This window comes from Ferroplasma sp., assembly GCF_031200575.1.
Lineage (GTDB): Archaea > Thermoplasmatota > Thermoplasmata > Thermoplasmatales > Thermoplasmataceae > Ferroplasma.
On the sequence record NZ_CP133597.1, the window covers coordinates 900,744 to 920,602 of the forward strand.

The 19,859-nt window shown below is 37.8% G+C and carries 26 protein-coding genes and 1 tRNA gene; 14 read left to right on the plus strand and 13 right to left on the minus strand.

Translation table 11 applies throughout. The features are described 5' to 3' along the window. Positions 1-21: 21 nt before the first annotated feature. Complete coding sequence (locus tag RE471_RS04995; RefSeq protein WP_309215691.1) at positions 22-777, plus strand: polyprenol monophosphomannose synthase; 756 nt, start codon at positions 22-24, stop codon at positions 775-777. Here the strand turns inward: RE471_RS04995 and RE471_RS05000 are convergent. Then, positions 751-2,067, minus strand: coding sequence for an FAD-dependent oxidoreductase (locus tag RE471_RS05000; RefSeq protein ID WP_309215692.1), 1,317 nt, complete (start codon positions 2,065-2,067; stop codon positions 751-753). The two genes, RE471_RS04995 and RE471_RS05000, sit on opposite strands and share 27 nt — an antisense overlap. Before the next feature lie 445 nt (positions 2,068-2,512). On the opposite strand from RE471_RS05000, the gene RE471_RS05005 reads away from it, so the two are divergent. Then, positions 2,513-3,454, plus strand: coding sequence for an alpha/beta hydrolase-fold protein (locus tag RE471_RS05005; protein ID WP_309215693.1), 942 nt, complete (start codon positions 2,513-2,515; stop codon positions 3,452-3,454). 64 nt (positions 3,455-3,518) lie between these two features. On the opposite strand, the gene RE471_RS05010 is transcribed toward RE471_RS05005, so the two are convergent. Further along, entirely contained in the window at positions 3,519-3,824 is a 306-nt protein-coding gene (locus RE471_RS05010; protein ID WP_309215694.1) for a hypothetical protein, read from the minus strand. A gap of 106 nt (positions 3,825-3,930) precedes the next feature. Here RE471_RS05010 and RE471_RS05015 point away from each other — a divergent pair, with 106 nt between their 5' ends. Beyond that, the gene (locus RE471_RS05015) at positions 3,931-4,743 is read left to right on the plus strand and encodes a UbiA family prenyltransferase (protein ID WP_309215695.1); all 813 of its coding nucleotides are present in this window, start codon (positions 3,931-3,933) and stop codon (positions 4,741-4,743) included. 70 nt (positions 4,744-4,813) lie between these two features. On the opposite strand, the gene RE471_RS05020 is transcribed toward RE471_RS05015, so the two are convergent. The 5 genes from RE471_RS05020 to RE471_RS05040 form a co-directional block, all read right to left on the minus strand. Beyond that, a tRNA-Ser gene (locus RE471_RS05020) sits at positions 4,814-4,896 on the minus strand. Between the two features lie 3 nt (positions 4,897-4,899). Next, positions 4,900-5,061 (minus strand): hypothetical protein, encoded by a 162-nt coding sequence (locus RE471_RS05025; RefSeq protein ID WP_298276568.1) that lies wholly within the window; start codon positions 5,059-5,061, stop codon positions 4,900-4,902. A 129-nt stretch (positions 5,062-5,190) separates the two neighbouring features. Then, a complete protein-coding gene (ribA, locus tag RE471_RS05030; protein ID WP_309215696.1) occupies positions 5,191-5,769 on the minus strand; it encodes a GTP cyclohydrolase II in 579 nt (192 codons plus the stop codon). Positions 5,770-5,927: 158 nt separating this feature from the next. Further along, a complete protein-coding gene (locus RE471_RS05035) occupies positions 5,928-7,088 on the minus strand; it encodes a hypothetical protein (RefSeq protein WP_309215697.1) in 1,161 nt (386 codons plus the stop codon). Further along, positions 7,085-7,423, minus strand: a complete 339-nt coding sequence (locus RE471_RS05040; protein ID WP_309215698.1) for a carboxymuconolactone decarboxylase family protein — start codon at positions 7,421-7,423, stop codon at positions 7,085-7,087. Before RE471_RS05040 ends, RE471_RS05035 begins: the two co-directional genes overlap by 4 nt. A 185-nt stretch (positions 7,424-7,608) precedes the next feature. On the opposite strand from RE471_RS05040, the gene RE471_RS05045 reads away from it, so the two are divergent. Further along, complete coding sequence (locus RE471_RS05045; protein ID WP_309215700.1) at positions 7,609-8,451, plus strand: bifunctional 5,10-methylenetetrahydrofolate dehydrogenase/5,10-methenyltetrahydrofolate cyclohydrolase; 843 nt, start codon at positions 7,609-7,611, stop codon at positions 8,449-8,451. A gap of 44 nt (positions 8,452-8,495) precedes the next feature. After that, complete coding sequence (locus RE471_RS05050; RefSeq protein WP_309215701.1) at positions 8,496-8,765, plus strand: hypothetical protein; 270 nt, start codon at positions 8,496-8,498, stop codon at positions 8,763-8,765. A 1-nt stretch (position 8,766) separates the two neighbouring features. Here RE471_RS05050 and RE471_RS05055 read toward each other — a convergent pair whose 3' ends face one another. From RE471_RS05055 to RE471_RS05065, 3 genes are all read right to left on the minus strand, one after another. Next, entirely contained in the window at positions 8,767-9,561 is a 795-nt protein-coding gene (locus tag RE471_RS05055; protein ID WP_309215702.1) for a hypothetical protein, read from the minus strand. Between the two features lie 118 nt (positions 9,562-9,679). Beyond that, positions 9,680-10,648, minus strand: coding sequence for a kinase (locus RE471_RS05060; RefSeq protein WP_309215703.1), 969 nt, complete (start codon positions 10,646-10,648; stop codon positions 9,680-9,682). Between the two features lie 40 nt (positions 10,649-10,688). Beyond that, on the minus strand, positions 10,689-11,237 hold the full coding sequence (locus tag RE471_RS05065; protein WP_309215704.1) for an SIS domain-containing protein: 549 nt from the start codon (positions 11,235-11,237) through the stop codon (positions 10,689-10,691). A 271-nt stretch (positions 11,238-11,508) separates the two neighbouring features. Here RE471_RS05065 and RE471_RS05070 point away from each other — a divergent pair, with 271 nt between their 5' ends. The 7 genes from RE471_RS05070 to RE471_RS05100 all read left to right on the plus strand — a co-directional run bounded on the left by RE471_RS05070 (position 11,509) and on the right by RE471_RS05100 (position 16,900). Then, complete coding sequence (locus RE471_RS05070; RefSeq protein WP_309215706.1) at positions 11,509-12,066, plus strand: hypothetical protein; 558 nt, start codon at positions 11,509-11,511, stop codon at positions 12,064-12,066. A 163-nt stretch (positions 12,067-12,229) separates the two neighbouring features. Then, complete coding sequence (locus RE471_RS05075) at positions 12,230-13,996, plus strand: chloride channel protein (RefSeq protein ID WP_309215707.1); 1,767 nt, start codon at positions 12,230-12,232, stop codon at positions 13,994-13,996. Between the two features lie 49 nt (positions 13,997-14,045). Next, positions 14,046-14,717: a stage II sporulation protein M gene (locus RE471_RS05080; RefSeq protein ID WP_309215708.1), complete on the plus strand. Its 672-nt coding sequence runs from the start codon at positions 14,046-14,048 to the stop codon at positions 14,715-14,717. Between the two features lie 24 nt (positions 14,718-14,741). Further along, a complete protein-coding gene (gene pheA / locus RE471_RS05085; protein WP_309215709.1) occupies positions 14,742-15,548 on the plus strand; it encodes a prephenate dehydratase in 807 nt (268 codons plus the stop codon). A gap of 56 nt (positions 15,549-15,604) precedes the next feature. Next, complete coding sequence (locus tag RE471_RS05090; RefSeq protein WP_309215710.1) at positions 15,605-16,057, plus strand: carbon monoxide dehydrogenase subunit G; 453 nt, start codon at positions 15,605-15,607, stop codon at positions 16,055-16,057. Positions 16,058-16,059: 2 nt separating this feature from the next. Beyond that, the gene (locus tag RE471_RS05095; RefSeq protein ID WP_309215711.1) at positions 16,060-16,323 is read left to right on the plus strand and encodes a hypothetical protein; all 264 of its coding nucleotides are present in this window, start codon (positions 16,060-16,062) and stop codon (positions 16,321-16,323) included. Positions 16,324-16,375: 52 nt separating this feature from the next. Next, complete coding sequence (locus tag RE471_RS05100) at positions 16,376-16,900, plus strand: gamma carbonic anhydrase family protein (RefSeq protein ID WP_309215712.1); 525 nt, start codon at positions 16,376-16,378, stop codon at positions 16,898-16,900. 20 nt (positions 16,901-16,920) lie between these two features. Here the strand turns inward: RE471_RS05100 and RE471_RS05105 are convergent, their stop codons facing one another. Further along, entirely contained in the window at positions 16,921-17,391 is a 471-nt protein-coding gene (locus RE471_RS05105) for a peroxiredoxin (RefSeq protein WP_309215713.1), read from the minus strand. Positions 17,392-17,530: 139 nt separating this feature from the next. Further along, positions 17,531-18,208, minus strand: a complete 678-nt coding sequence (locus tag RE471_RS05110) for a transaldolase family protein (protein ID WP_309215714.1) — start codon at positions 18,206-18,208, stop codon at positions 17,531-17,533. A 145-nt stretch (positions 18,209-18,353) separates the two neighbouring features. Here RE471_RS05110 and RE471_RS05115 point away from each other — a divergent pair, with 145 nt between their 5' ends. Next, positions 18,354-18,587 (plus strand): hypothetical protein, encoded by a 234-nt coding sequence (locus RE471_RS05115; RefSeq protein WP_309215715.1) that lies wholly within the window; start codon positions 18,354-18,356, stop codon positions 18,585-18,587. Positions 18,588-18,632: 45 nt separating this feature from the next. Continuing rightward, positions 18,633-19,142: a hypothetical protein gene (locus RE471_RS05120; protein WP_309215716.1), complete on the plus strand. Its 510-nt coding sequence runs from the start codon at positions 18,633-18,635 to the stop codon at positions 19,140-19,142. 3 nt (positions 19,143-19,145) lie between these two features. On the opposite strand, the gene RE471_RS05125 is transcribed toward RE471_RS05120, so the two are convergent. After that, positions 19,146-19,859 carry an alpha/beta hydrolase gene (locus RE471_RS05125; protein ID WP_309215717.1) on the minus strand — a complete coding sequence of 238 codons (714 nt, stop codon included), beginning with the start codon at positions 19,857-19,859 and terminating at the stop codon, positions 19,146-19,148.

A 19,859-nucleotide genomic window follows, 5' to 3' on the forward strand; every position in this document is an offset into this window, starting at 1 on the left:
TAATATTATGTACGTTGGTTTATGATATCCAGTGCATCAGTTGTAATACCTGCTCTTAACGAAAAAGATAACCTGAACAGACTTATTCCAGCACTTAAGCATGGTAATGTTAGTTCAATATATGTCATAGATGATAGTTCCTCTGACGGTACAGAGGAATTGAAGAAGAAATACCCCGATGTGCATTTTCTGATCCGTAGCGGGCGGCTCGGGCTTATAAGTGCAGAAATAGATGGAATGAGGCTGACCGATACAGACTATGTTGTTGTCATGGATGCAGATCTTTCACACAGGCCTGAGGATGTACCGGGAATGATTGAACAGGCAATTAAGACATCATCCGACCTTGTAATTGGGTCAAGATATATGGAAAGCGGGATTACCAACGATGAATTCATCAGGCAGGTAATCAGCAAAATCGCCAATATGCTTTTCAGGATATCATTTGATGTGGATCTGCATGATTGCACCTCAGGCTTCAGGGTATATAGCAGAAGGGCATGCAATTATCTCGGGAAACAGATAGATATTGAAAATGGCTATGTTGGGCAGGTAGATATAGTGAGCAGGTTGCGGCATGAAGGCTTCAAAATTACCGAATACCCGGTTGTTTTTGTGAAAAGAACAGAGGGAAAATCAAAATTGAAGATGCGTGAAATAGTGAATTTCTTCCTTTTCGTTGTATATAATAAAAAGATGTTCAGATTCCTTATGAGCCTTGCCGGCCTGGTAATTGTCATGGTAATTATTTCATACCTGATTATCCGTTTTATCTAATCCCAGACTTGCCGCTATGATAATAGGGTCCCAGACAGGCCCGTATTCTGGCTCATAACCAAGATCACTGTATAAAAGGTCATAAAGTGTCATATGCCCGGAAATTGCGTTTGCAAGAACATTTAATCTCCATGCTGAGTTTTCCATTCCTATTATCTGGGCTCCCACAAGCTTCCCTGATTTCTTTTCATACACAATCTTTACATATACATCTGAACCATGAAGGTAATTAGATTTATCCTTTGCCTTTATGAGCACGCTGTCACTCTCAATTCCTGACATGCCGGCTGCGTTGCTATTGATGCCGGTATATCCCACCTGGTATCCAAAGACATTTATAATGGTTGTACCGAGAGCCCCGGGAAATATTCTCCTGTTTCCGAACAAATTTATTCCTATTGTTCTTCCCATTTTGTTGGCTACCTGTGCGAGCGGATAGTATCCGTAACTGCCTGTAACTGGGTCCCGGGTTGCCACATTGTCCCCACCTGCATATATATCGTCATCAGATGTCTGTAAATACTCGTTTACCTTTATCAGTCCATTACCTGTCAATTCTATTCCGGCCTTTTCTGCCAGTTCTACTGAGGGCTTAATTCCTGTGGCAAAGATAATATAATCTGTGGTGAATGAGTCCATGGTAGTTTTAACTATGTATTTGCCTGCTGATTCTGATATGGATTCCGGTACAGAATTGTATTCAATATTGCTATTGTTTCCTATTGCAATTTTATTTAAAATCTCTCCCATGTCAGGGTCAAGATATGGAAGCAGGTATTCATGCTTCGATATCAATTTAACCCTGTACTTCCTTGAAAGCAGTGAGAATAATTCAGTGCCAAGAACACCTGCCCCAATAACTGTAATGTTCTCTACACCTGGCAGCTTATCCTTTATGGCAATAGCGCTTTCCATATTCCTCAGTGATATACCCATTCCCCTGAATTCTTCAGGTATTCTCGGTGATGCGCCAGTTGCAAGCACGAGCTTATCATAATTATATATTTTGCCACCAGCCTCAACATATTTTTTGGCTGTATCTATTGCAGTTACAGATATTCCCGTAAGTACATTTATATCCCTGTGCTCCGTGAATTCCGTTACCGGATAATGAAGCAGATCCTTAAAATTATCAAAGTAACCTGATAGGTAATATGGCATGCCACATTCTGCATATGAAACATAGCCTGTTTTTTCAAGCACTGTTATTTTTGCATTCTTATCCATACGCCTGGCCTTTGAGGCTGCTGACATACCGGCTGCGCCGCCTCCTATTACTACTATATTCATAAAAGTAAATCATGAATGTTTATTTAACTCTTGAGCGTGAAGACTCCTTTCTGGGAAGGAGATAATAGGGTGAAGTTTCCAGTATATTAAGGCGTTGTATCATGATTTAGAATTACCAATAGATCAATGCAGTGAGCACAGCAACATTCAGGGAATTAAAGGAGGATTTCCCTGAACTTAAAAATGGATTAAATTCAATTTAATTATAAATTAAAAAATAATACCATATAATTATATTTTAGGGCTTATTCATCGTCTTCGTCTTCTTCTTCATCATCATCGTCGTCTTCATCGTAATGCATTATGAAACTGACCATTGATGCACCTCCTCAGGGCATAATCAATATACATATTAATAAATGTTGTGGTTTCATACTGATATATTACAATGAGGTTCTATTTATAGTACCGGTGAAATCTTTATATGCTGAAGTTATGAAGTACCATGTATACAATAAAAGAGGAAGAACTGGCAATTGATGCCTTAAAAAACAATCCGCCTGGAGACCCATATGTTAGAAAGATAATAACTTTGGAAAATAATGTTAATAACCGTACACCGGTTTTTATAGGACTCCCAGGATTCTTCGGTTCAGGGAACAGTTTCCTCAATAAAAATTATACCAATCTGGATTTTATGGATGTATTGACCAGATTGCAAAATGATTTTAGCTTTATAATAGTTCTTCCTGATACCATGACTAAGTTCGGTGGAAACCAGTTTGTTGATTCCAGTGCAGTTGGGGACTATGAAACATACATTACCAGGGATCTTACGAAACATATAAAATCAAAATATGGTAGTAGGGACATATTCCTCTTTGGGAAATCATCTGGAGGCTTCGGATCTATATCTCTGGTGCTTGATCGCCCAGACCTCTACGCAGGTTTCATAGACATATCTGGTGATTCATATTTTTCTTATTGTTATATGCCAGATTTTTCTACTGCCTATATGGAAATAAGGGAATCGGGCATTGACGGATTTATTGATTCATACAGAAAAAGCTACACCCACACGCAGAACCAGATAACAGCTTACAATGTTATTGCAATGGCAGCATTTTACTCTCCTGAGAACACAACCATAAGACTTCCCTTTTCCATTGAAACCGGTGAACTTAATCATGAAATCTGGGAAAGATGGCTTAAATTCGATCCTGTAAACAGGCTTGTAAACGAAATAGACAGGTTAAAGGGAAAAAAGATTATACTGCAAACAGGCAATCATGATGAATTTAGAATAAATATCGGCATGAATATTATACACAATAAATTAGAAAAAAGCAATATGGAACATGTATACAAAGAATATCCTGCAGGCCATTTTAACACCAATTACTTCTATCTTGACTCTTTCCCAGAAATTCTCAAAAATTATAAATGAACTATATTATATGTAAAAAGGCTATGCCATAATTATTAAACGTTTTTAAAAATAAGTTTTGGATTTATCCCTTCCATATACCTATTCCAAGTCCTATAAGGAAAAGTACTGTTACAATAGTTATGGCACCAACATGGCCAAGACTGACAAGGCCGGGTGCCTTGTCTATGTTATTTGAAATAAATTTTACCACATAGGAAGATACCTTGCTAAAGGATATTTTTGGAATAAACGACAGTCCAGCATAACTGGCAAGCACAAATGCTATAATCAGCAATACGGCAGAAACTATGCCTTTTTTAATTGCCAGTCCAAACAGCAATCCATCTATAAACGTGATTAATAATAATATATACCCTGATATCTCCATAAATATAAAAACAAAATTTTATATTTAAATCTTTGTATACATTTTTAATCCGATCTAAAATAGACATTAACAAAAATATATTATTAATGCAATTATTACAGTCTAAATGAATAAATGGCTAAAAATCACAAGACCAGTAAATGGTTTTATGGGATTTTTCTCAATATACATAGTAGGCTTCATAGCTGTGAACATACATATAGCCAGATTCTTACTTCCAATTTCCCTGGGTGCCATAAGTGTATTTCTGGTCACTGCTGGCGGGAATATTATAAATGATATAAGTGACCTTGAAACAGACCGTTCCAATCATCCTGACAGGCCCCTTCCGTCCGGTACAATTTCTCGAAAGGCTGCATACTATATGGCAGTTTCATTCTTCATTGCAGGATTTATTGTTTCTTTATTTGTATCATTGTTTATCAGTTCTATTGTGGTACTGGTAGAGGTATTACTGGTTAGCTATGAGTTTAAAACTAAAAAAATGGGTTTGCCTGGGAACATCACAATAAGCCTCCTTATAGGTATGATATTTCTCTATGGCGGATTCATAACAGATACGCTTTCCAAGATGATTTTATTATTCTTTCTGGCATTTTTTTCCAACATGTCCCGTGAAATTATGAAGGATATAGAGGATATAAATGGAGACATTGATAGAAATACTCTCCCGAAGAGAATTGGCATACCCAGGGCCAAGATAGTTTCCGGGTCATTTATTGTCCTTACTATTGTTGTATCATTTCTTCCCTATTATTTTCACATACTCTCTATATACTATCTTTATGCTGTTCTATTAGACGACATGCTCTTTGCCCTCACCCTGATTTACCTGTATAAAAATGTATCAAAGGGGCAGCAGATATCGAAAGTTGCCATGATATGGGGCATGGCATGCTTCCTGCTAGGTGGTTTTTAAATAAAAATTATTACATAAAATATTCCCACTGAACTGCTTAAAAACATTTTAAAGCACCAGTCATAATAAGCGCGGGGAATGGGATTTGAACCCATGCTCTCATTTCGAGAAACAGCTTAGCAGGCTGCCGCCGTACCACTGGGCCATCCCCGCATTTCAAGCAGGATATCTATCCTGCAGATCATTAGCTATTTCTTCCAGTATTTCCTCAAAGTTTTCATTTTCCATGCTGACAACCTCCCCGCTGGGAAGTGTCATACGTACATAGTAAATTTCACCATCCTTGGATATTTCAATATCGGCGAGACTATCTCCCATACACCTATAATTATTAGCCGTATATTATGTTTTTCAATATCCTGGTCCTATTTATATAGTAATTTCATGCTTATTATCAGTCTAAAAGGTGACCACAGTAACAAAAAATTTTAAATTTTATCCAAATTATTAGAGCAGATGGCCCATCTTATCCTTCTTTGTTTCTAAATAAAACTTATCGAATTCTGTGGGCTCTATTATGAGTGGAATCCTCTTTACAATTTTTATTCCGTTGTCCTCCAGGAATTTAATTTTTTCAGGGTTATTGGTCATTAGCTGGACAGATTTTATTTTGAAATATTTGATAACATCGGTTGCAAAAGTGTACGTTCTGTTATCGGCAGGAAGACCCTGTTCTATATTTGCCTCCACAGTATCCAGTCCACTATCTTCCAGGTGATATGCCCTGATTTTATTTAGCAGCCCAATGCCGCGCCCTTCCTGTCTGAGATATATGAGCATGCCATAATCCTGTTTTCCTATATATTTCAATGATGTCAAAAGCTGATCCCTGCAATCACATCTCATTGATCCGAACACATCCCCAGTCAGGCATTCTGAGTGTATTCTTACCGGTACATTTTCCTTGCCTTTTACATCTCCGTGTACCAAAACTGCATGATCCTTATTTTCATCATTTTTGAAAACGTATATTTCAAATTCACCGAATCTGGTGGGTAATTTAGCCTTAGAATAAAATTCTAACATGTTTGTCAAAAGAAATTGCTAAATTCTATAAAAAGATATTTGAAAATTTTTTTTATGGTAGTTAAATCAAACTACGCTGAAAGTTATTTCATTATTTATATATAATAAACGGTCCATCCATGTGTGTAATTAATAATGCTGAATATAATCCTCTATCCTCATAGCGCTTCTTCTGTTATTATATACCTGCGGCCAACCTTAAATATATACACGTTTTTATTTCCAGAAAGATTCTTTTCCAGCCTATTCTTATACAGATATGTTTCATCAGGATCCATACTTAACCTAAAAAATACTTTACCTGCATCTATTCTTTCCAGTATTCTTTCAATTTCAAGATTTTCTGAATAATCAATTATGGAATACTGCCTTCCCGGAAAAGAACTGTTATAAGAATTTCCGGCAAAAATATACCTGCGGCTGTCAGAATACAAAAGTGGCCAGTCAGGGTCTACTATATTATTCAGCAGCCTGGCGTATATTACAGATATATCTGGCAGGATAAGATAATCCATACCTGTATATTCAGGTTCTGGCTTTTTATTTAATTCTGCCGGAATACCGGATATCTTAATATTTTGCGGAAGAATAACTGCAGTAGATTCTGCTGTTGATAATGATGTTGAATAAAGTGTTAGTCTGTTCAGGTTTCCGTTTATTGATATATACTCCTTTTCGCCCTTTAATGGTATGTTTTCCCATTTAATATGTGGTGGGAGGTCTATTGCATATCCCGTAATTCCATGGGCGTTATCTATGATATCCATGGGATTTGGAGAGAGCTGTGAAAAATATTTTTCACGTGAATTCTGCGGCCTTAACGGGTCGCTGAATATTATTTTACCGGTGAAATCACCTTTATACCTAAAAAAATCCTCATTTATAAAATCCGCACTGGAATCATAGGGAATCCTGTTAAGCATGGACATGAAATACCTGCTTCTGTCCATTTCTATGCCGGTAATTTTAGAATTAGATGAGAACATTATATCCTGCATTCCTGCCCCGCTTCCCGCATCTATTATGCTGTTCCCCTTCAATCTCTCTGACCTGTATTTCCCCACAATTTCCGGCGTGGAATACATAGAGGAATAATGGTCAAGGAACAGCTGTTCAGAATGTGAAAATTTCCTGGAGACCCTTATTCTGGATCTGGCAAATTCCAATAAAAGTTTGAAATCAGGATTTCTGGATTTATTAATTGTTTCTGGCCCATAGCCATCCCTGATCATTTGAACAATGTTATCAATCTCGCCGTTAACGTATTCATAGAATTTCCTGGACTGGTAAACTCTCTCCAGAAACTTTTCCAGGTTCATTTTTTTTCAAACTGGTTTATTGCATCAATTAAACTATTCATTTCCATTAGTGCCTGTGAGCCATACATCAGTACTGTTACATAGCCCACTTCCATTAACTCCTTTCTGGTGGCTCCTGCCTTTAATGCCTCATTCACATGATATGAAATGCACCATTCGCATCTTGCAGCTATTCCCAGTGCAAGTGCCAGGAATTCCTTTGTTTTTGTATCCAGGGACCCATTTTTCATTGTTGCCCCCATAAAATTCATAAAGGAGCTGGTGAAATCTTTGTTATCCTTATCTGCTTCCATTATAACCCTGTTAACTTCCTGTAATTTTTTGTTTGCGTCCATATATATCCTTTATTAATCATATCTCCGTATATTAAGATGTTTATGGGATACTGGAACTATTTCATTGCATCTGAGGGGCTCTAAACTTTCTAATTTGATAGAATGGGCTATCGATACAGTACTCCCACAGAAATAAGAAGAGAAACAATAATCTCATATAATGCAATAACCTGCATGTATTGAATATGTTGCTTGATGGGAAAAACGTTGCAAATGAGAAAATGTCCAGGATCAGAACCGAAATTGATGCTATAAAGGATAAGTATAAGATTAATCCAGCATTGCGCCTACTTCAGGTGGGCAATGACCCTGCAAGTACTATTTATGCCAATTCAAAGATTAAAAGGGGAAAAAGGCTGGGCATTGAGGTAGAACTTGAAAGATTTGATACAATAAACCAGTCTGATTTTGTAGATCATATAAAATCTATTAATGCCAGGGATGATATAAATGGTATTATGATTGAATCGCCATTACCTGACGGAATGAATTTTTATGACGCCGTGAACAATATAAGTTTTTACAAGGACTCTGATGGAATGACAGCTTATAATCAGGGAAACCTTGCAATGAAAAATGAAATGATAGCACCTGCCACCGCCAGGGCGGTGGTTGATATACTTGAATATTATAATATAGAGGAAAAACGTGCATGCATAATCAACAGGTCCCCTGTTGTGGGGCGCCCCCTTTCAATGCTTCTTCTTAATAGGGATTATACAGTTACTGTATGCCACAGTAAAACACCTGATCTTAGGGCAGTTTGCATGGAGAACAATGTTGTTATAGTAGCCGTGGGGATTCCTGAATTTCTGGATAAAACTTACGTAACAGAGGAATCCACTGTTGTAGATGTGGGTATTAACTATTCCGGTGAAAAGATATCAGGCGATGCTGATTTCCCTGCCCTGGAGGGTATTGTGAAGAATATTACACCTGTCCCAGGCGGGGTTGGGATTGTTACAGCAACAGACATATTCGAAAATTTTCTTAACGGACTTAAATTTCAGCTTAAAAATATTAAATAAATCAGTTAAACAAATATTTATAAACCAGTCAACACTGTTTTTTTATGTTCAATATCCAGCAGGCTGTTGATGAATTTATATATTCAAAATTTATAAATGATGTCAATGAAATATACGTTTTAAAGGGTTTTTACGACATTAACATTAATGATTCAATTTATTACCGGATAAATATGATGGTGATTCAGAATGAAAGGCTTATAATTTTCAGGTTAAGCACCAGAATTTGCTCAATAAATATTGGGGATATAAATCGCCTAAGAATTTTCCTGGATTACAGAAAGCTAAATTTCAAAATAAGTGCCAGGCAGTAAGTTATCTGGGTTTTTGCCCGTTTCTGTACAACGGATATTTCCTCTGCCCTGAATTATGGGTCCTGTACTGTTTCAACGTATTTACGGGCATCTTGCCTGCATGTATCTCAGACAGTAGCTTTCCAGCGGAAGCGGCGGCTACCCTAACACTTTCGGCAACCGGATAAAGATCCCATTCATTTTCCCCATGTGCCAGAAGATTCCTGATATTCAGGGAGAGCCTGAACATGAGCCCCTCCGGTCTGGCCAGAAATTTTGTTGCCCAGCGTAGCAGTGAGTTTTCAGAACCAAGAAATGGTTCACCGTTTACAAAAATATCATTTCTCCCAAGGCCATTCAGCCTAATATACAGTTTAAGCCTCCTGTAATCATAATTTTCTAGCACTATGTCTTCACCTCCATATCTGGATATGACAATCCTGCTTCCCAGCCATTTTGAATATGCACATCGCATTGCCATTTCAAGCAGAAGGTAGAGATCAAGTGTGGCAAGCTCGTTGAACCTTCCAAGGGCAATGAGTTCCAGTGTATCCTTCCTGAGTTTTTCCAGCTTCGGTGGAAGAATGCCGGTAAAATTAGCCTCCTTAACAATTAATGCAGGCAGGTTAGCAAGAAAGAATCCCAGTGCGTTTTCCCGGGAGCATTTTAATCCGGTCTCCAAACTCTTATTGTTATATGTTATAAAGCCCCCATTGCAGCTGATTTTTTGAAGCGATGCATTAATCATTGCCCTGTCATAACTTTCAGGATACTGGAAAAAATCGAAAACCTGATCCATGATATATTCTTCATACATAGCAGTTCTATACTTTTATTATATTTTATCCTAACGGGAAAAGCATAATCAGAATTTATATTATATGTATCCCAGTATCTTTGAATATTCAGTAAATATTCAAATAAACTTTAAATATTTATTCAGAAAAGTAAATTATCCTGGAGCCTTCAAAATCGAAATCGAAATCAATGTTTCTTAGACCCAGTTCATCAAGTTTTTTCCTGTTCCAGCTATCCACAATGAATACAAGGAATCCTCCTCCTCCAGCACCTATGAGATTGCCCCCGTAAGCCCCAAGCTTCAGTGCCCTGGCGTAATACTCATCAATGGCAGGCGTGGATATTTTCTCATATAGCAATTTCTTTGAATGCCAGTTATGATCAAGAATTGTACCTAATTTTTTAATATCCATGTCATATAAATAATGGTAAAAATCCTGTGAATACCCCTTCATTTTTTCATATTCATCCAGGTGTGAAGTTATCTCCTTCCTTATATTATGATGGATCTCCCCGGAATTATGGTCTATTCCAGTATAAAGCAGGGCCATATTGTCCTTCAATTTTTCCAGTTTATCATGATCAAGGGTAACCGGATTGACATAAACTGAATCATTCTCATTGAATTTAAGCATATTGATTCCTCCGAATGATGCCATGTACTGGTCCTGCATTCCTCCAGGTTCCCGGAGTATATTCCTTTCAATTTCAATAGCTTCCTCTGCAAGCCTTTCCCTGCTGGCAAATTCAGACTTATATGCATGCAAGGCGTTCAGAAGGCCAACAAGAAATGTGGAGCTAGAACCAAGACCTGTGCCAGTGGATGGTATATCTGAGACGCTGAGTATTTCGATCCCGCCATCTATGTCAAGAAGCTTCATGGCCTCCCTAACACTGGGGTGCCTGATCTCTTCAACAGTATCCACTATCTCAGTCTTTGAATACGATACCCTGATTTTGTGATCGAACTTTTTATTTACAATAATATATATGTATTTATTTATGGCAGCCGAAACCAGCAGCCCACCGTATTTACGATAATATTCTGGTATGTCAGTGCTTCCTCCCACAAGGCCTATTCTCAGTGGAGTTTTAGTTATAATCATTATGAGGGTAATTTAAATATTTATAAAAAATTATCCTTAATCAATAATTCTCATCAATCAATGCACATATCATATGTATTGCAGTTATGTGCACCTCCTGTATGATGGATGTTGTGTCTGTATCCGCATGAAAAACCTCCCGGCATATTCCTGTGAGTTTTCCTCCAGTTTTGCCGGTAAATCCAAGAGTGTATGCCCCAATTATATTTGCCTCCTTTATAGCTGTGATCACATTTTCTGAATTGCCAGAAGTACTTATTCCCACAACATAATCTGCGCCGGTGCAAAGGGCTTTTACCTGCCTTGAAAATATGTCCCTGTAAGAATAATCATTGCCAATAGCGGTAAGTGCAGATGTGTTTGTTGTAAGTGCAATTGCTGGAAGCGGTATTCTTTCCTTTATGAAATGCCCCGTAAGCTCAGCTACAAAATGCTGTGCATCTGCAGCGGATCCACCATTGCCGAAAACTAGCAGTTTTCCACCATTTTTGAATGTACGGACAATATCATTGGCTATCCTCTTAATTTGAGAATTATCTATATTTTTCCTGGCTTTGATGCCCTCTTCCTTATAAGCTTCAAGATCCATGTTCTGTAAATGGAAAAATATTATTAAATCTATCCTTTAACCTCTATAAATCAATTTAACCATGAAATTAGGAAATGCAACATTGGGATACATAAGAACTTTTATTATCATAGCCAAATGTAACATCATTGTTATTAACATATAACCATATAATTACTGATTCCCTGTGGGGATAAATCGGATATGCTATTAAACATACCAGAACACCTTAATGGAGAGGTTAATTTCAATATTAGAAAAAATTTAATTATATAATGCTATAACCCTAGCAATGTCATATATACTGTTTCCGAAAAATATCGAGTTAAAGGATAACAGAAGTATATATATAGATAGGAATACGGTAAAGGATGAGGAATCATTTTCATTACTTATACCTGAAAGTAAATCAGATATGATTATCCAGTTCCTTAAAACCCATAGGGGCTTTGCAAATGCAACTCCAAGCTTTGACCATGGAGAAGATTATGGAATTTCAAAAATAATAAAGGCACCCTGGGAACTTCATCTTAGGATATACAATGAATCTTATTTTCCAGGTTATTCAAGAATACAGGCCCATATTGAGATCGCGCGTAGGTATTTTCAGCATCTGAATTTTAGCTATGTACAGCCGGTTATTTATGAGCCATACAGGTTTTATAAGTCTGTATTCGATGAATTTATACTTGCCTATAGAACAAGATACATGGTGGAAAATATACGGGAAAATTACTGGTTCAGGCTTATGAATCCCGAACTGCTTATTCCATGGTCTCCAGTGGCCTTACTGAAGACCACTGCAGGCATGGTTTCTGATAAGTTAAAGGAATATTTTTCCAGAGAATGAGCATGGTATACATAGCATTTAAAGGTAACCAAGTATTTATATAAACTGTTGTTATTCCAATTAAATATGGGGGGATTCATTCCATTCTACTGCAGTGGTATTCGGAAGGGTTTCAGTATATTAAATTATAAAAAATCACTTTTTATGAAGGTGTTTCTGTAAAATGAATCTTAAACTTTCGTCACTGCCATATTTTGAGAGATGGTTCATTGTAGGGGCTATTATCGGAATAGTGGCTGGTCTCGGTGCTCTGGCATTCTATTATGCAATAAGGCTTTTTGAAATTATCTTCTTCACACATATTGTGGGCATGCCAATTCCCCGGCCCCTGGGAGAAGGTGGATCTGCCGTATACCATTTTTTTGCACTGCGTTATTATCTTATTCCCGTAGTAGTTGCGGCAGGAGGTCTTCTGAGCGGTATAATAGTTTATACATTTGACCCCTCTGCAGAGGGTCACGGCACTGATGCTGCAATAAGAGCATTTCATAACAACCACGGAAAGATAAAACGGAGAACACCGGTTGTGAAGACAATAGCATCGGCAATTACCATAGGGTCTGGTGGAAGTGCCGGTAGAGAGGGACCAACTGCCCTGATTGCTGCGGGCATAGGATCATTTCTGGCTGATGTTCTGGGGCTCAGCCCCAAGGATCGGAGAATAGCGGTGGCAGTTGGAATAGGTGCGGGTATAGGAACAATATTCAAGGCACCAATAGGCGGTTCAGTTCTTGGGGCAGAAATACTATACAGACGTGACTTTGAGTCGGAGGTGATATTCCCATCCCTTGTGGCATCTTCCATAGGTTATTCCATATTTGCTTCGGTGGTTGGGTTTGAACCAATATTCGGTGATTACGTTGAGGCGTTTAATGTTTTGAGGTTACCATTTTACGCAGTCCTTGGTCTTGTTGCTGGAGTAATGTCTATACTGTACATTAGAACGTTTTATGGGCTAAGGAATGTCTTCAAAAAATGGCATGTGCCAAATCATGTAAAACCCATGATAGGCGGTGCTGTGGTAGGAATTATAGCTCTTCTATTCCCGGAGATACTGGGAACTGGATATGGATGGGTAGAAATACTTGAACTTGGGAAATTCAATGAACTTGTGACATTCGGACTGCCTGTACTTATTATATTGATTATGCTTCCCTTTGTCAAAATTATAGCAACATCATTTACAGTATCTTCTGGGGGCAGCGGTGGAGTTTTTGCCCCTGGTATTTTCATAGGGGCATCACTGGGGGCCCTTTTTGGTGTTCTCTTCCACTTCTTTGTGCCGGGCATCGTTCCTGTGGTAGCACCATTTGTCATAATAGGGATGCTCTCATTCTTTGGTGCAGCTGGCAAGGTTCCCCTGGCTGTTATACTGATGGTGGTGGAAATGACCGGAAGTCTACAGCTTCTCCCCGGGGCAATGCTGGCTGTCTCTATTGCATACATAGTCTCAGGGACAAAATATTCCATATACGAGTCACAGGTAGAACAGAGGCGCGATTCCCCTGCCAATATGGGAGAATACCATACTCCGCTTCTTCTTGAAATGAAGGTATCCAGCCTAAAAATAAGAAATGATATATACGCTGACCTTTACTATACCATATATAGGGCGGATAATATAATGAAGGAAAATGACCTTCTCTCGCTTCCTGTGGTTTATCATGATAAGCTCATGGGGGCTGTGTATCTATATGACATTGATAATAAATCATACGGTTATGTAAAGGATTATTACAAACCTGGGATTTCCTATGTTAAACTTGATAATAGTGCCGAAAACGCCTGGGAGCTCATGATGAGGAACAGAACGAAATGGTGCGCAGTTGTTGAAAACGGGAAATTTATGGGCATTATTACACTGGAATCTATACTGGATAGATATGAGGAAAATGTAAAGACTATAAGGGCACAGGAATCTGAACAATAGGAAATCCTCTTGACCAAAATATAAATAATATGATTGAAATGTGGAATATATGCAAATAAAGATGCCCCGGCTCAGAAGGATATTCCTGATATCATTTATAATAGAGCTTGCCGGATTTGCCATAATATCATCACTGCCAATACATGATCCGGCACTTTACGCCAGTTTCAAGTCCGAGGATAATTCCATTATATCGCAATCATTTTTCCCCATGTGGCTTAGCATTTTCCCACATAATCTGCTTATTGCATCAATAGAATTTATACCCATAATAGGCATTTTTATGTTTTTATTCTCAATAGGGTCAACAGCCTCAGTAATAGCAGTTGAGGGCACTTCAACCCATATAAATGGTTTTGCTATATTTGCCAGCCTAATGCTGCTTCCACATTCATGGCTGGAGCTTCCTGCATATGCAGTTGCAGTAAGTACCGACATTTATATATTTTATTATCTGATAAAGGGTACCCTGAGGGATAACTATCTGAAAATTATTTACATGTACCTGTTTATTGTGCTAGAGCTCGCATTTGCAGGGGCAATAGAGACTTCAGAAATTCTCCTGGAAGAATCTGCCCATCCATTTGATGCTTTCTATATGTGGATTCCATCTGTATTCATAATTGCCCTTCTTATATGGCTTTTCAGACGTATTAATTCGGCTGAGTACGGGCATAAGCAGGAGCAGCAGCCTGATGAGTACGATTTCAACCAGTTTTAAATATAAATAATATATACTCTTTAAGTGAAAGTCGGATATTTTGGTGAACCTGGTGCATACAGCAATATGGCTGCAATGCGCATGGCATCCGGAGACTATGTACCATTGGACTCTGTACGTACCGTATTTAGAGCACTTCAGGATCATAGTATAGATGTCGGTGTCGTCCCAGTGGAAAATTCTATTGAGGGTGCAGTAAACCAGACATATGACTTTCTCTTTAAAACAGATTTTTATATTGTGAAGGAGTATTATCTAAGGGTAAGGCACTGCCTTATTGGAAAACCGGATTCAAAGCTAAATGATATAAAATATGCGATCTCACATCCACAGGCTCTGGCCCAGTGTTCAGATTTCATATACAGTCATGGGTTAAAGACTATCAGTGAGTACGACACAGCGGGAAGCGTTAAAATCGTAAAGGATGGTACTGATAGTTCTCGAGCCGCCATAGCCAGTGAACTTGCAGCTGGAATATATGGAATGAAGATACTGGCAAGGAATATAGAAAACAACAATTCTAATTATACAAGGTTTTTCCTCATGTCTAGAAATCCTGTTTCCCCAGAGGGAAGAGCAAAAATATCAATTGTATTTTCAACAGAGAACAAAGCAGGGTCACTTTACAGCGTTCTTAAAGTATTCAATGAATATGAAATTAATATGACGAAAATTGAATCCAGGCCTGTTCAGTATAATCCCTTCAATTACATATTTTTTATAGATATAGAAAGAAATAAAAATTCAGATGCAGCTCTTTCTAGAATAAAAGATATAACCAGTCCTTTCAAGGTGCTTGGAGTTTATGAAATGGCATCTATCAACGAATAACCATTATGGAATACTTACAGCATAAACATTTATTTACAATGTAATAATATAAACTTATGTTAACCTTTGAGGATTCCTTTGAAGTAAAAACAAAACCTGAAAATGCATACAGCCAGGTAGCGGATATGGAAGAACTTGTCAAACTGGTGCCGGATCTGATAAGCCACGAAAAGGTAAGTGATACTGAAATGAAGCTTACAGCGAAGGCCGGAGTTTCATTTATCAAGGGCAAATTTGACCTTATACTGGATGTTACTGATAAAACCGAAAATCAGGAAATAACACTTAAGGGCAGGGGCAACGGTTCAGGTGCATCCGTAGATTTTACTCTCAACTTCAGGTTCACAGGTGATGGTGACACTACAAAGGTGGACTGGAAGGCTGATATGAATGTAGTAGGAACTGCCGCCAGTATGGGTGCAAGAATGATGAAAAGCGCATCACAGAAATATATAACAAAACTGGTTAAAAGCTATAAAAAAGCCCTGGAAGGGGAAGCGGCGGAATAAAAATGCCTGTTGATAGCCGGATATTCAACTCATCTAAAAATATTGATACTAAGAACAATATACTGGATTTTCTGGAGAATAACAGGGAAAATGCATATACATTAAAAGAACTGAAAGATCACCTGGGAAAGGATCATGAGGAGTGGATGGTACATATGGAGCTAACATCCCTTATCTGGGCCGGCAAGGTGGAATACCGGGATATTTATGACAGTGCGGGCAAACTTGTCCGGTATTTCAAAATCAATGCAGAAAATAAGAAATAAATTATATTTTTCATGAAAGTCAAATTTAAATTGTATTACTGCTTTAACCTGCATGATATATGAATTTGAGGGGAGGGTTCCCAAAATAGGAAACAATACGTATATTTTTGAAAATGCCACCGTAATTGGAGATGTACAGATAGGCGATAATGTATGGATAGGACCTGGAGCAGTTCTCCGTGGAGATTACGGCACCATCAGTGTTGGATCATATTCTGCAATAGAGGACAATTGCGTAATACATGCAAGGCCAGGTGAAAAAACCGTTATTGGGGATCATGTAACCGTGGGGCATCTGTCAGTAATCCACACAGGCAGGATAGGTGATTATGCAGTTATAGGCATGAATTCAACGGTTTCAGATTTCGCAACTATTGGTGAGTGGGCCGCAATAGGGGAGGGTGCTGTTGTCAAAAACAATAGTGTAATACCAGAAAAATCAATTGCAGTTGGTATACCTGCTAAAGTTGTCAGTACCGTAACTGAGAATTATATGCAGTTATGGAAAAAATATAAAGAGAATTATAACACCTTTTGCAACCGTTACGCAAAAAATCTTAAAGATCACCCTATGTAATCTGTTAAAAATAGAGAATTTTAGTTATATTTCGATACAACTTCTTCTATCTTTTTATAATCTGGCTCTTTTCCTGCATCTTCACTTACCCATCTGTATACAACCTTTCCTGTTTTATCAAGGACGAATACAGACCTCTTTGATGCGGTTAATTTATTCAGGTTAAGGAAATTTTGATATAAAACTCCGTATTTTTCTGATATTTCTCTGTTTCCGTCACTGAGCAGGTCAAACTGAAGGTTGTTTTTTGTTGCAAATTCCTTCAGAGAGAATGGTGAATCCACACTTATTCCCACTACCTTTGCATTCAATTTATTGAAATTTGCCATAGAATCTCTGAATGTGCACATTTCCTTTGTACAAACAGATGTAAATGCACCAGGGAAAAATGCCAGAACTGTCACATTTCCCTTATAATCCGATAACTTTCTGCTCTTCAATCCTGTATCAAGTGCCTCAAAATCAGGGGCCATTTCTCCTTCGTTTACCATATTAATCCTTTATATATATAATCAGTATATAAAAAGATGATGTGGCAGAGGTTAAAAAAACTTATTTATTAATTACTATTTGAGGAGTTTTAAGGCAGTCAGAATAAATGTTTTTTATGTCTGTCTATTAAAAACAGCACTACCTGTTAAAAAACGTCCTGCTACTTTCTGGTATCCTGTTCCATTCCTGCATATATTCCACAATATCTTTTTCAGTGTTTATATGGCTCCCGAGCATTTTTATCAAATTGTATGGGACAGAGATTGCACCAACGCCCATCATTCCGGCTCGGACTATATGCTCCGGGTTTGTAATATTGGTAACAAGCACTTTGGAATCAAATTTGCTGTTTTTAAATGTTTCAGAGGCAATATAGGCAAGTTCCATGCCATCCTTCCCGTTGATCTCTATTGCGCCTGTTCTTATGGAAACATATTCGGCATAGTTCTGCGCTGCCATAAGTGCCTGTACAGAGTTATAAACAGAGGATGCCGAACATTTTACTTTCTTGTCGTTCAGTTTTAGCATTGCCTTTAAACCCACAAAAGTTGCAGGGATTTTTACTATTACATTCATTCCCAGGGAATGTATTTTCAATGCCTGTGACATTATTGTATCATAATCCTGTGCAACAACCTGTATGTGAACTTCCCCGTTAACAGCTTTTATTATGCTCCCTATCACCTGCTCTGTTGTACTCCCCTTACATACCTCATGTGCAATTGAAGAGGGGTCGGTGGTAACCCCATCTATAAATCCGTAATCCGAAATCTCCTTTATCTCATTTAAATCACAGCTGTCAAGAAAGAATTTCATTTTAATCTGGTTATAATTATTTTTTTATATATATAGCTATTTGTTATCCGTTCAAATCCAGGGGGTTAATCATAACCAGTTATAGATATATACATAAAATTAAAACTTTAAGAAATAATTAATAATATAATTATAATAACCTTTTATGGATATTGAAAGCATGAAGGATGTCAAGAACATAACCGAGAAAAATATCAAGGATATGTATTCTGATACGATTGAAAATTTCACGGTCAACAGCATAGTAAATAACAGTGATAGATACGATGTGTCAACAGAATTCGATCTATCTGGATATCACTATACAGTTTATCTTAGCATAGACACTGAGGGTAATGTTACCAAATTCAGCCAGATTGCCAAGACCAAAATAGAATAACAGTTAGTCGGAAATATTTTAATAAGTGCTTAGCCATATGCTTATATGAAAATCATAGAGAATGCCTGGAAGGTTCCACTTACCAACGGCGGGATATTTAGAATTGTTGTAAATGATAGCAGTATAGAGTTTTACCGTATATTTTCCGGAAAATACATAGCGGAGGAACTGAAATTAAAGAAAGATATGGAGTATATAGATTCCTTAATAGTACCGGGAGCAACAGACCCCGTGGAACCGGAGGACCTCTTTAACAGAATAAAAAATATGGTACAGAAAATAACCAGTGAATACTACGAAAAAAACCAGGCTAAAACAGATGAAATATCAAAAAACAAAACAGCACAGCAGTATGAAAAAATAAATTTAACAGATATCAAAAATATTAGTTTATCCGATTTAACTGATGATAAATTCCCCGAGCTGATAATCAACGATGAAAGGTTTCTTATGCCCTTTGAAAACTTTACACATCCTTCAAATGATGATAAAAGCAGGTATAAAGAATATAGTAAAATAATACTTGATATAAAAAATAGTGCTGGAATTAAATAATTTTTATCTCTGGCCGGAAACTTTCTTGTTTATAATGCTGGCAAATTTGCCTGGCAAGTCAATAAAGGGGGTGTGGCCTGCACCATCTATAACGATTATCTGGCTTCCTCTTATCCCCTTATTTAATTTTTCTCCATAGTCGAGGGATATAACCCTATCTTCCCTGCCCCAGATAATGGTTGTAGGGCATTTAATTGCGGCAAGTTCTTCCATGGTAATTTTTTCCACACTGCGGGCATTATTCTTCATAATCCGTTCTAATGCGTCTCTGTTTTTATAATTCCTCACCTTCAGTATAGAATCAATAAAACCCTTAACTACTTCAGGTCCACGCTCTCCTGGTGTGGGAGATATGCCGGCGCTGTCTACCAGGAAGAGCATATCAGGATTTGATACTGTGGAGGCAAATTTCAAAGATATCCAGCCGCCGTATGAGTTCCCAACCATGGAAAAATTTTCCAGCCCAAGGCTGTCCACCAGGGACTTCACTGCATTTGCCTGCTGGCCTATTGTATAATCAATTTCAGGCTTATCTGAATGACCGTGGCCCAGAAGATCCACAAGTATGGGCCTGATCCCATCATCCAGCAATGGCTCTATTTTCAGCCAGGTATTGCTGGTTCCACCCAGTCCGTGGAGGAAAATCACAGGGTAGCCACTATCCCTATCCAGAAATGATAGTTTTCCATATGGGGTCTGGCAGTATTTCCTCTGCAT

Excerpts from the sequence above, each read along its gene's own strand:
- RE471_RS05090 (WP_309215710.1), top strand. The coding sequence starts at position 15,605 with ATGTTAACCTTTGAGGATTCCTTTGAAGTAAAAACAAAACCTGAAAAT.
- RE471_RS05095 (WP_309215711.1), top strand. The coding sequence starts at position 16,060 with ATGCCTGTTGATAGCCGGATATTCAACTCATCTAAAAATATTGATACT.
- RE471_RS05015 (WP_309215695.1), top strand. The coding sequence starts at position 3,931 with ATGAATAAATGGCTAAAAATCACAAGACCAGTAAATGGTTTTATGGGA.
- RE471_RS05125 (WP_309215717.1), bottom strand. The coding sequence starts at position 19,859 with ATGCAGAGGAAATACTGCCAGACCCCATATGGAAAACTATCATTTCTG.
- RE471_RS05035 (WP_309215697.1), bottom strand. The coding sequence starts at position 7,088 with ATGAACCTGGAAAAGTTTCTGGAGAGAGTTTACCAGTCCAGGAAATTC.
- RE471_RS05010 (WP_309215694.1), bottom strand. The coding sequence starts at position 3,824 with ATGGAGATATCAGGGTATATATTATTATTAATCACGTTTATAGATGGA.
- RE471_RS05070 (WP_309215706.1), top strand. The coding sequence starts at position 11,509 with ATGTCATATATACTGTTTCCGAAAAATATCGAGTTAAAGGATAACAGA.
- RE471_RS05025 (WP_298276568.1), bottom strand. The coding sequence starts at position 5,061 with ATGGGAGATAGTCTCGCCGATATTGAAATATCCAAGGATGGTGAAATT.
- RE471_RS04995 (WP_309215691.1), top strand. The coding sequence starts at position 22 with ATGATATCCAGTGCATCAGTTGTAATACCTGCTCTTAACGAAAAAGAT.
- RE471_RS05105 (WP_309215713.1), bottom strand. The coding sequence starts at position 17,391 with ATGGTAAACGAAGGAGAAATGGCCCCTGATTTTGAGGCACTTGATACA.
- RE471_RS05060 (WP_309215703.1), bottom strand. The coding sequence starts at position 10,648 with ATGATTATAACTAAAACTCCACTGAGAATAGGCCTTGTGGGAGGAAGC.
- RE471_RS05100 (WP_309215712.1), top strand. The coding sequence starts at position 16,376 with ATGATATATGAATTTGAGGGGAGGGTTCCCAAAATAGGAAACAATACG.
- ribA (WP_309215696.1), bottom strand. The coding sequence starts at position 5,769 with ATGTTAGAATTTTATTCTAAGGCTAAATTACCCACCAGATTCGGTGAA.
- RE471_RS05120 (WP_309215716.1), top strand. The coding sequence starts at position 18,633 with ATGAAAATCATAGAGAATGCCTGGAAGGTTCCACTTACCAACGGCGGG.
- RE471_RS05110 (WP_309215714.1), bottom strand. The coding sequence starts at position 18,208 with ATGAAATTCTTTCTTGACAGCTGTGATTTAAATGAGATAAAGGAGATT.
- RE471_RS05050 (WP_309215701.1), top strand. The coding sequence starts at position 8,496 with ATGTTCAATATCCAGCAGGCTGTTGATGAATTTATATATTCAAAATTT.
- RE471_RS05055 (WP_309215702.1), bottom strand. The coding sequence starts at position 9,561 with ATGTATGAAGAATATATCATGGATCAGGTTTTCGATTTTTTCCAGTAT.
- RE471_RS05000 (WP_309215692.1), bottom strand. The coding sequence starts at position 2,067 with ATGAATATAGTAGTAATAGGAGGCGGCGCAGCCGGTATGTCAGCAGCC.
- RE471_RS05115 (WP_309215715.1), top strand. The coding sequence starts at position 18,354 with ATGGATATTGAAAGCATGAAGGATGTCAAGAACATAACCGAGAAAAAT.
- RE471_RS05040 (WP_309215698.1), bottom strand. The coding sequence starts at position 7,423 with ATGGACGCAAACAAAAAATTACAGGAAGTTAACAGGGTTATAATGGAA.
- RE471_RS05005 (WP_309215693.1), top strand. The coding sequence starts at position 2,513 with ATGTATACAATAAAAGAGGAAGAACTGGCAATTGATGCCTTAAAAAAC.
- RE471_RS05075 (WP_309215707.1), top strand. The coding sequence starts at position 12,230 with ATGAATCTTAAACTTTCGTCACTGCCATATTTTGAGAGATGGTTCATT.
- RE471_RS05080 (WP_309215708.1), top strand. The coding sequence starts at position 14,046 with ATGCAAATAAAGATGCCCCGGCTCAGAAGGATATTCCTGATATCATTT.
- RE471_RS05065 (WP_309215704.1), bottom strand. The coding sequence starts at position 11,237 with ATGGATCTTGAAGCTTATAAGGAAGAGGGCATCAAAGCCAGGAAAAAT.
- RE471_RS05045 (WP_309215700.1), top strand. The coding sequence starts at position 7,609 with ATGTTGCTTGATGGGAAAAACGTTGCAAATGAGAAAATGTCCAGGATC.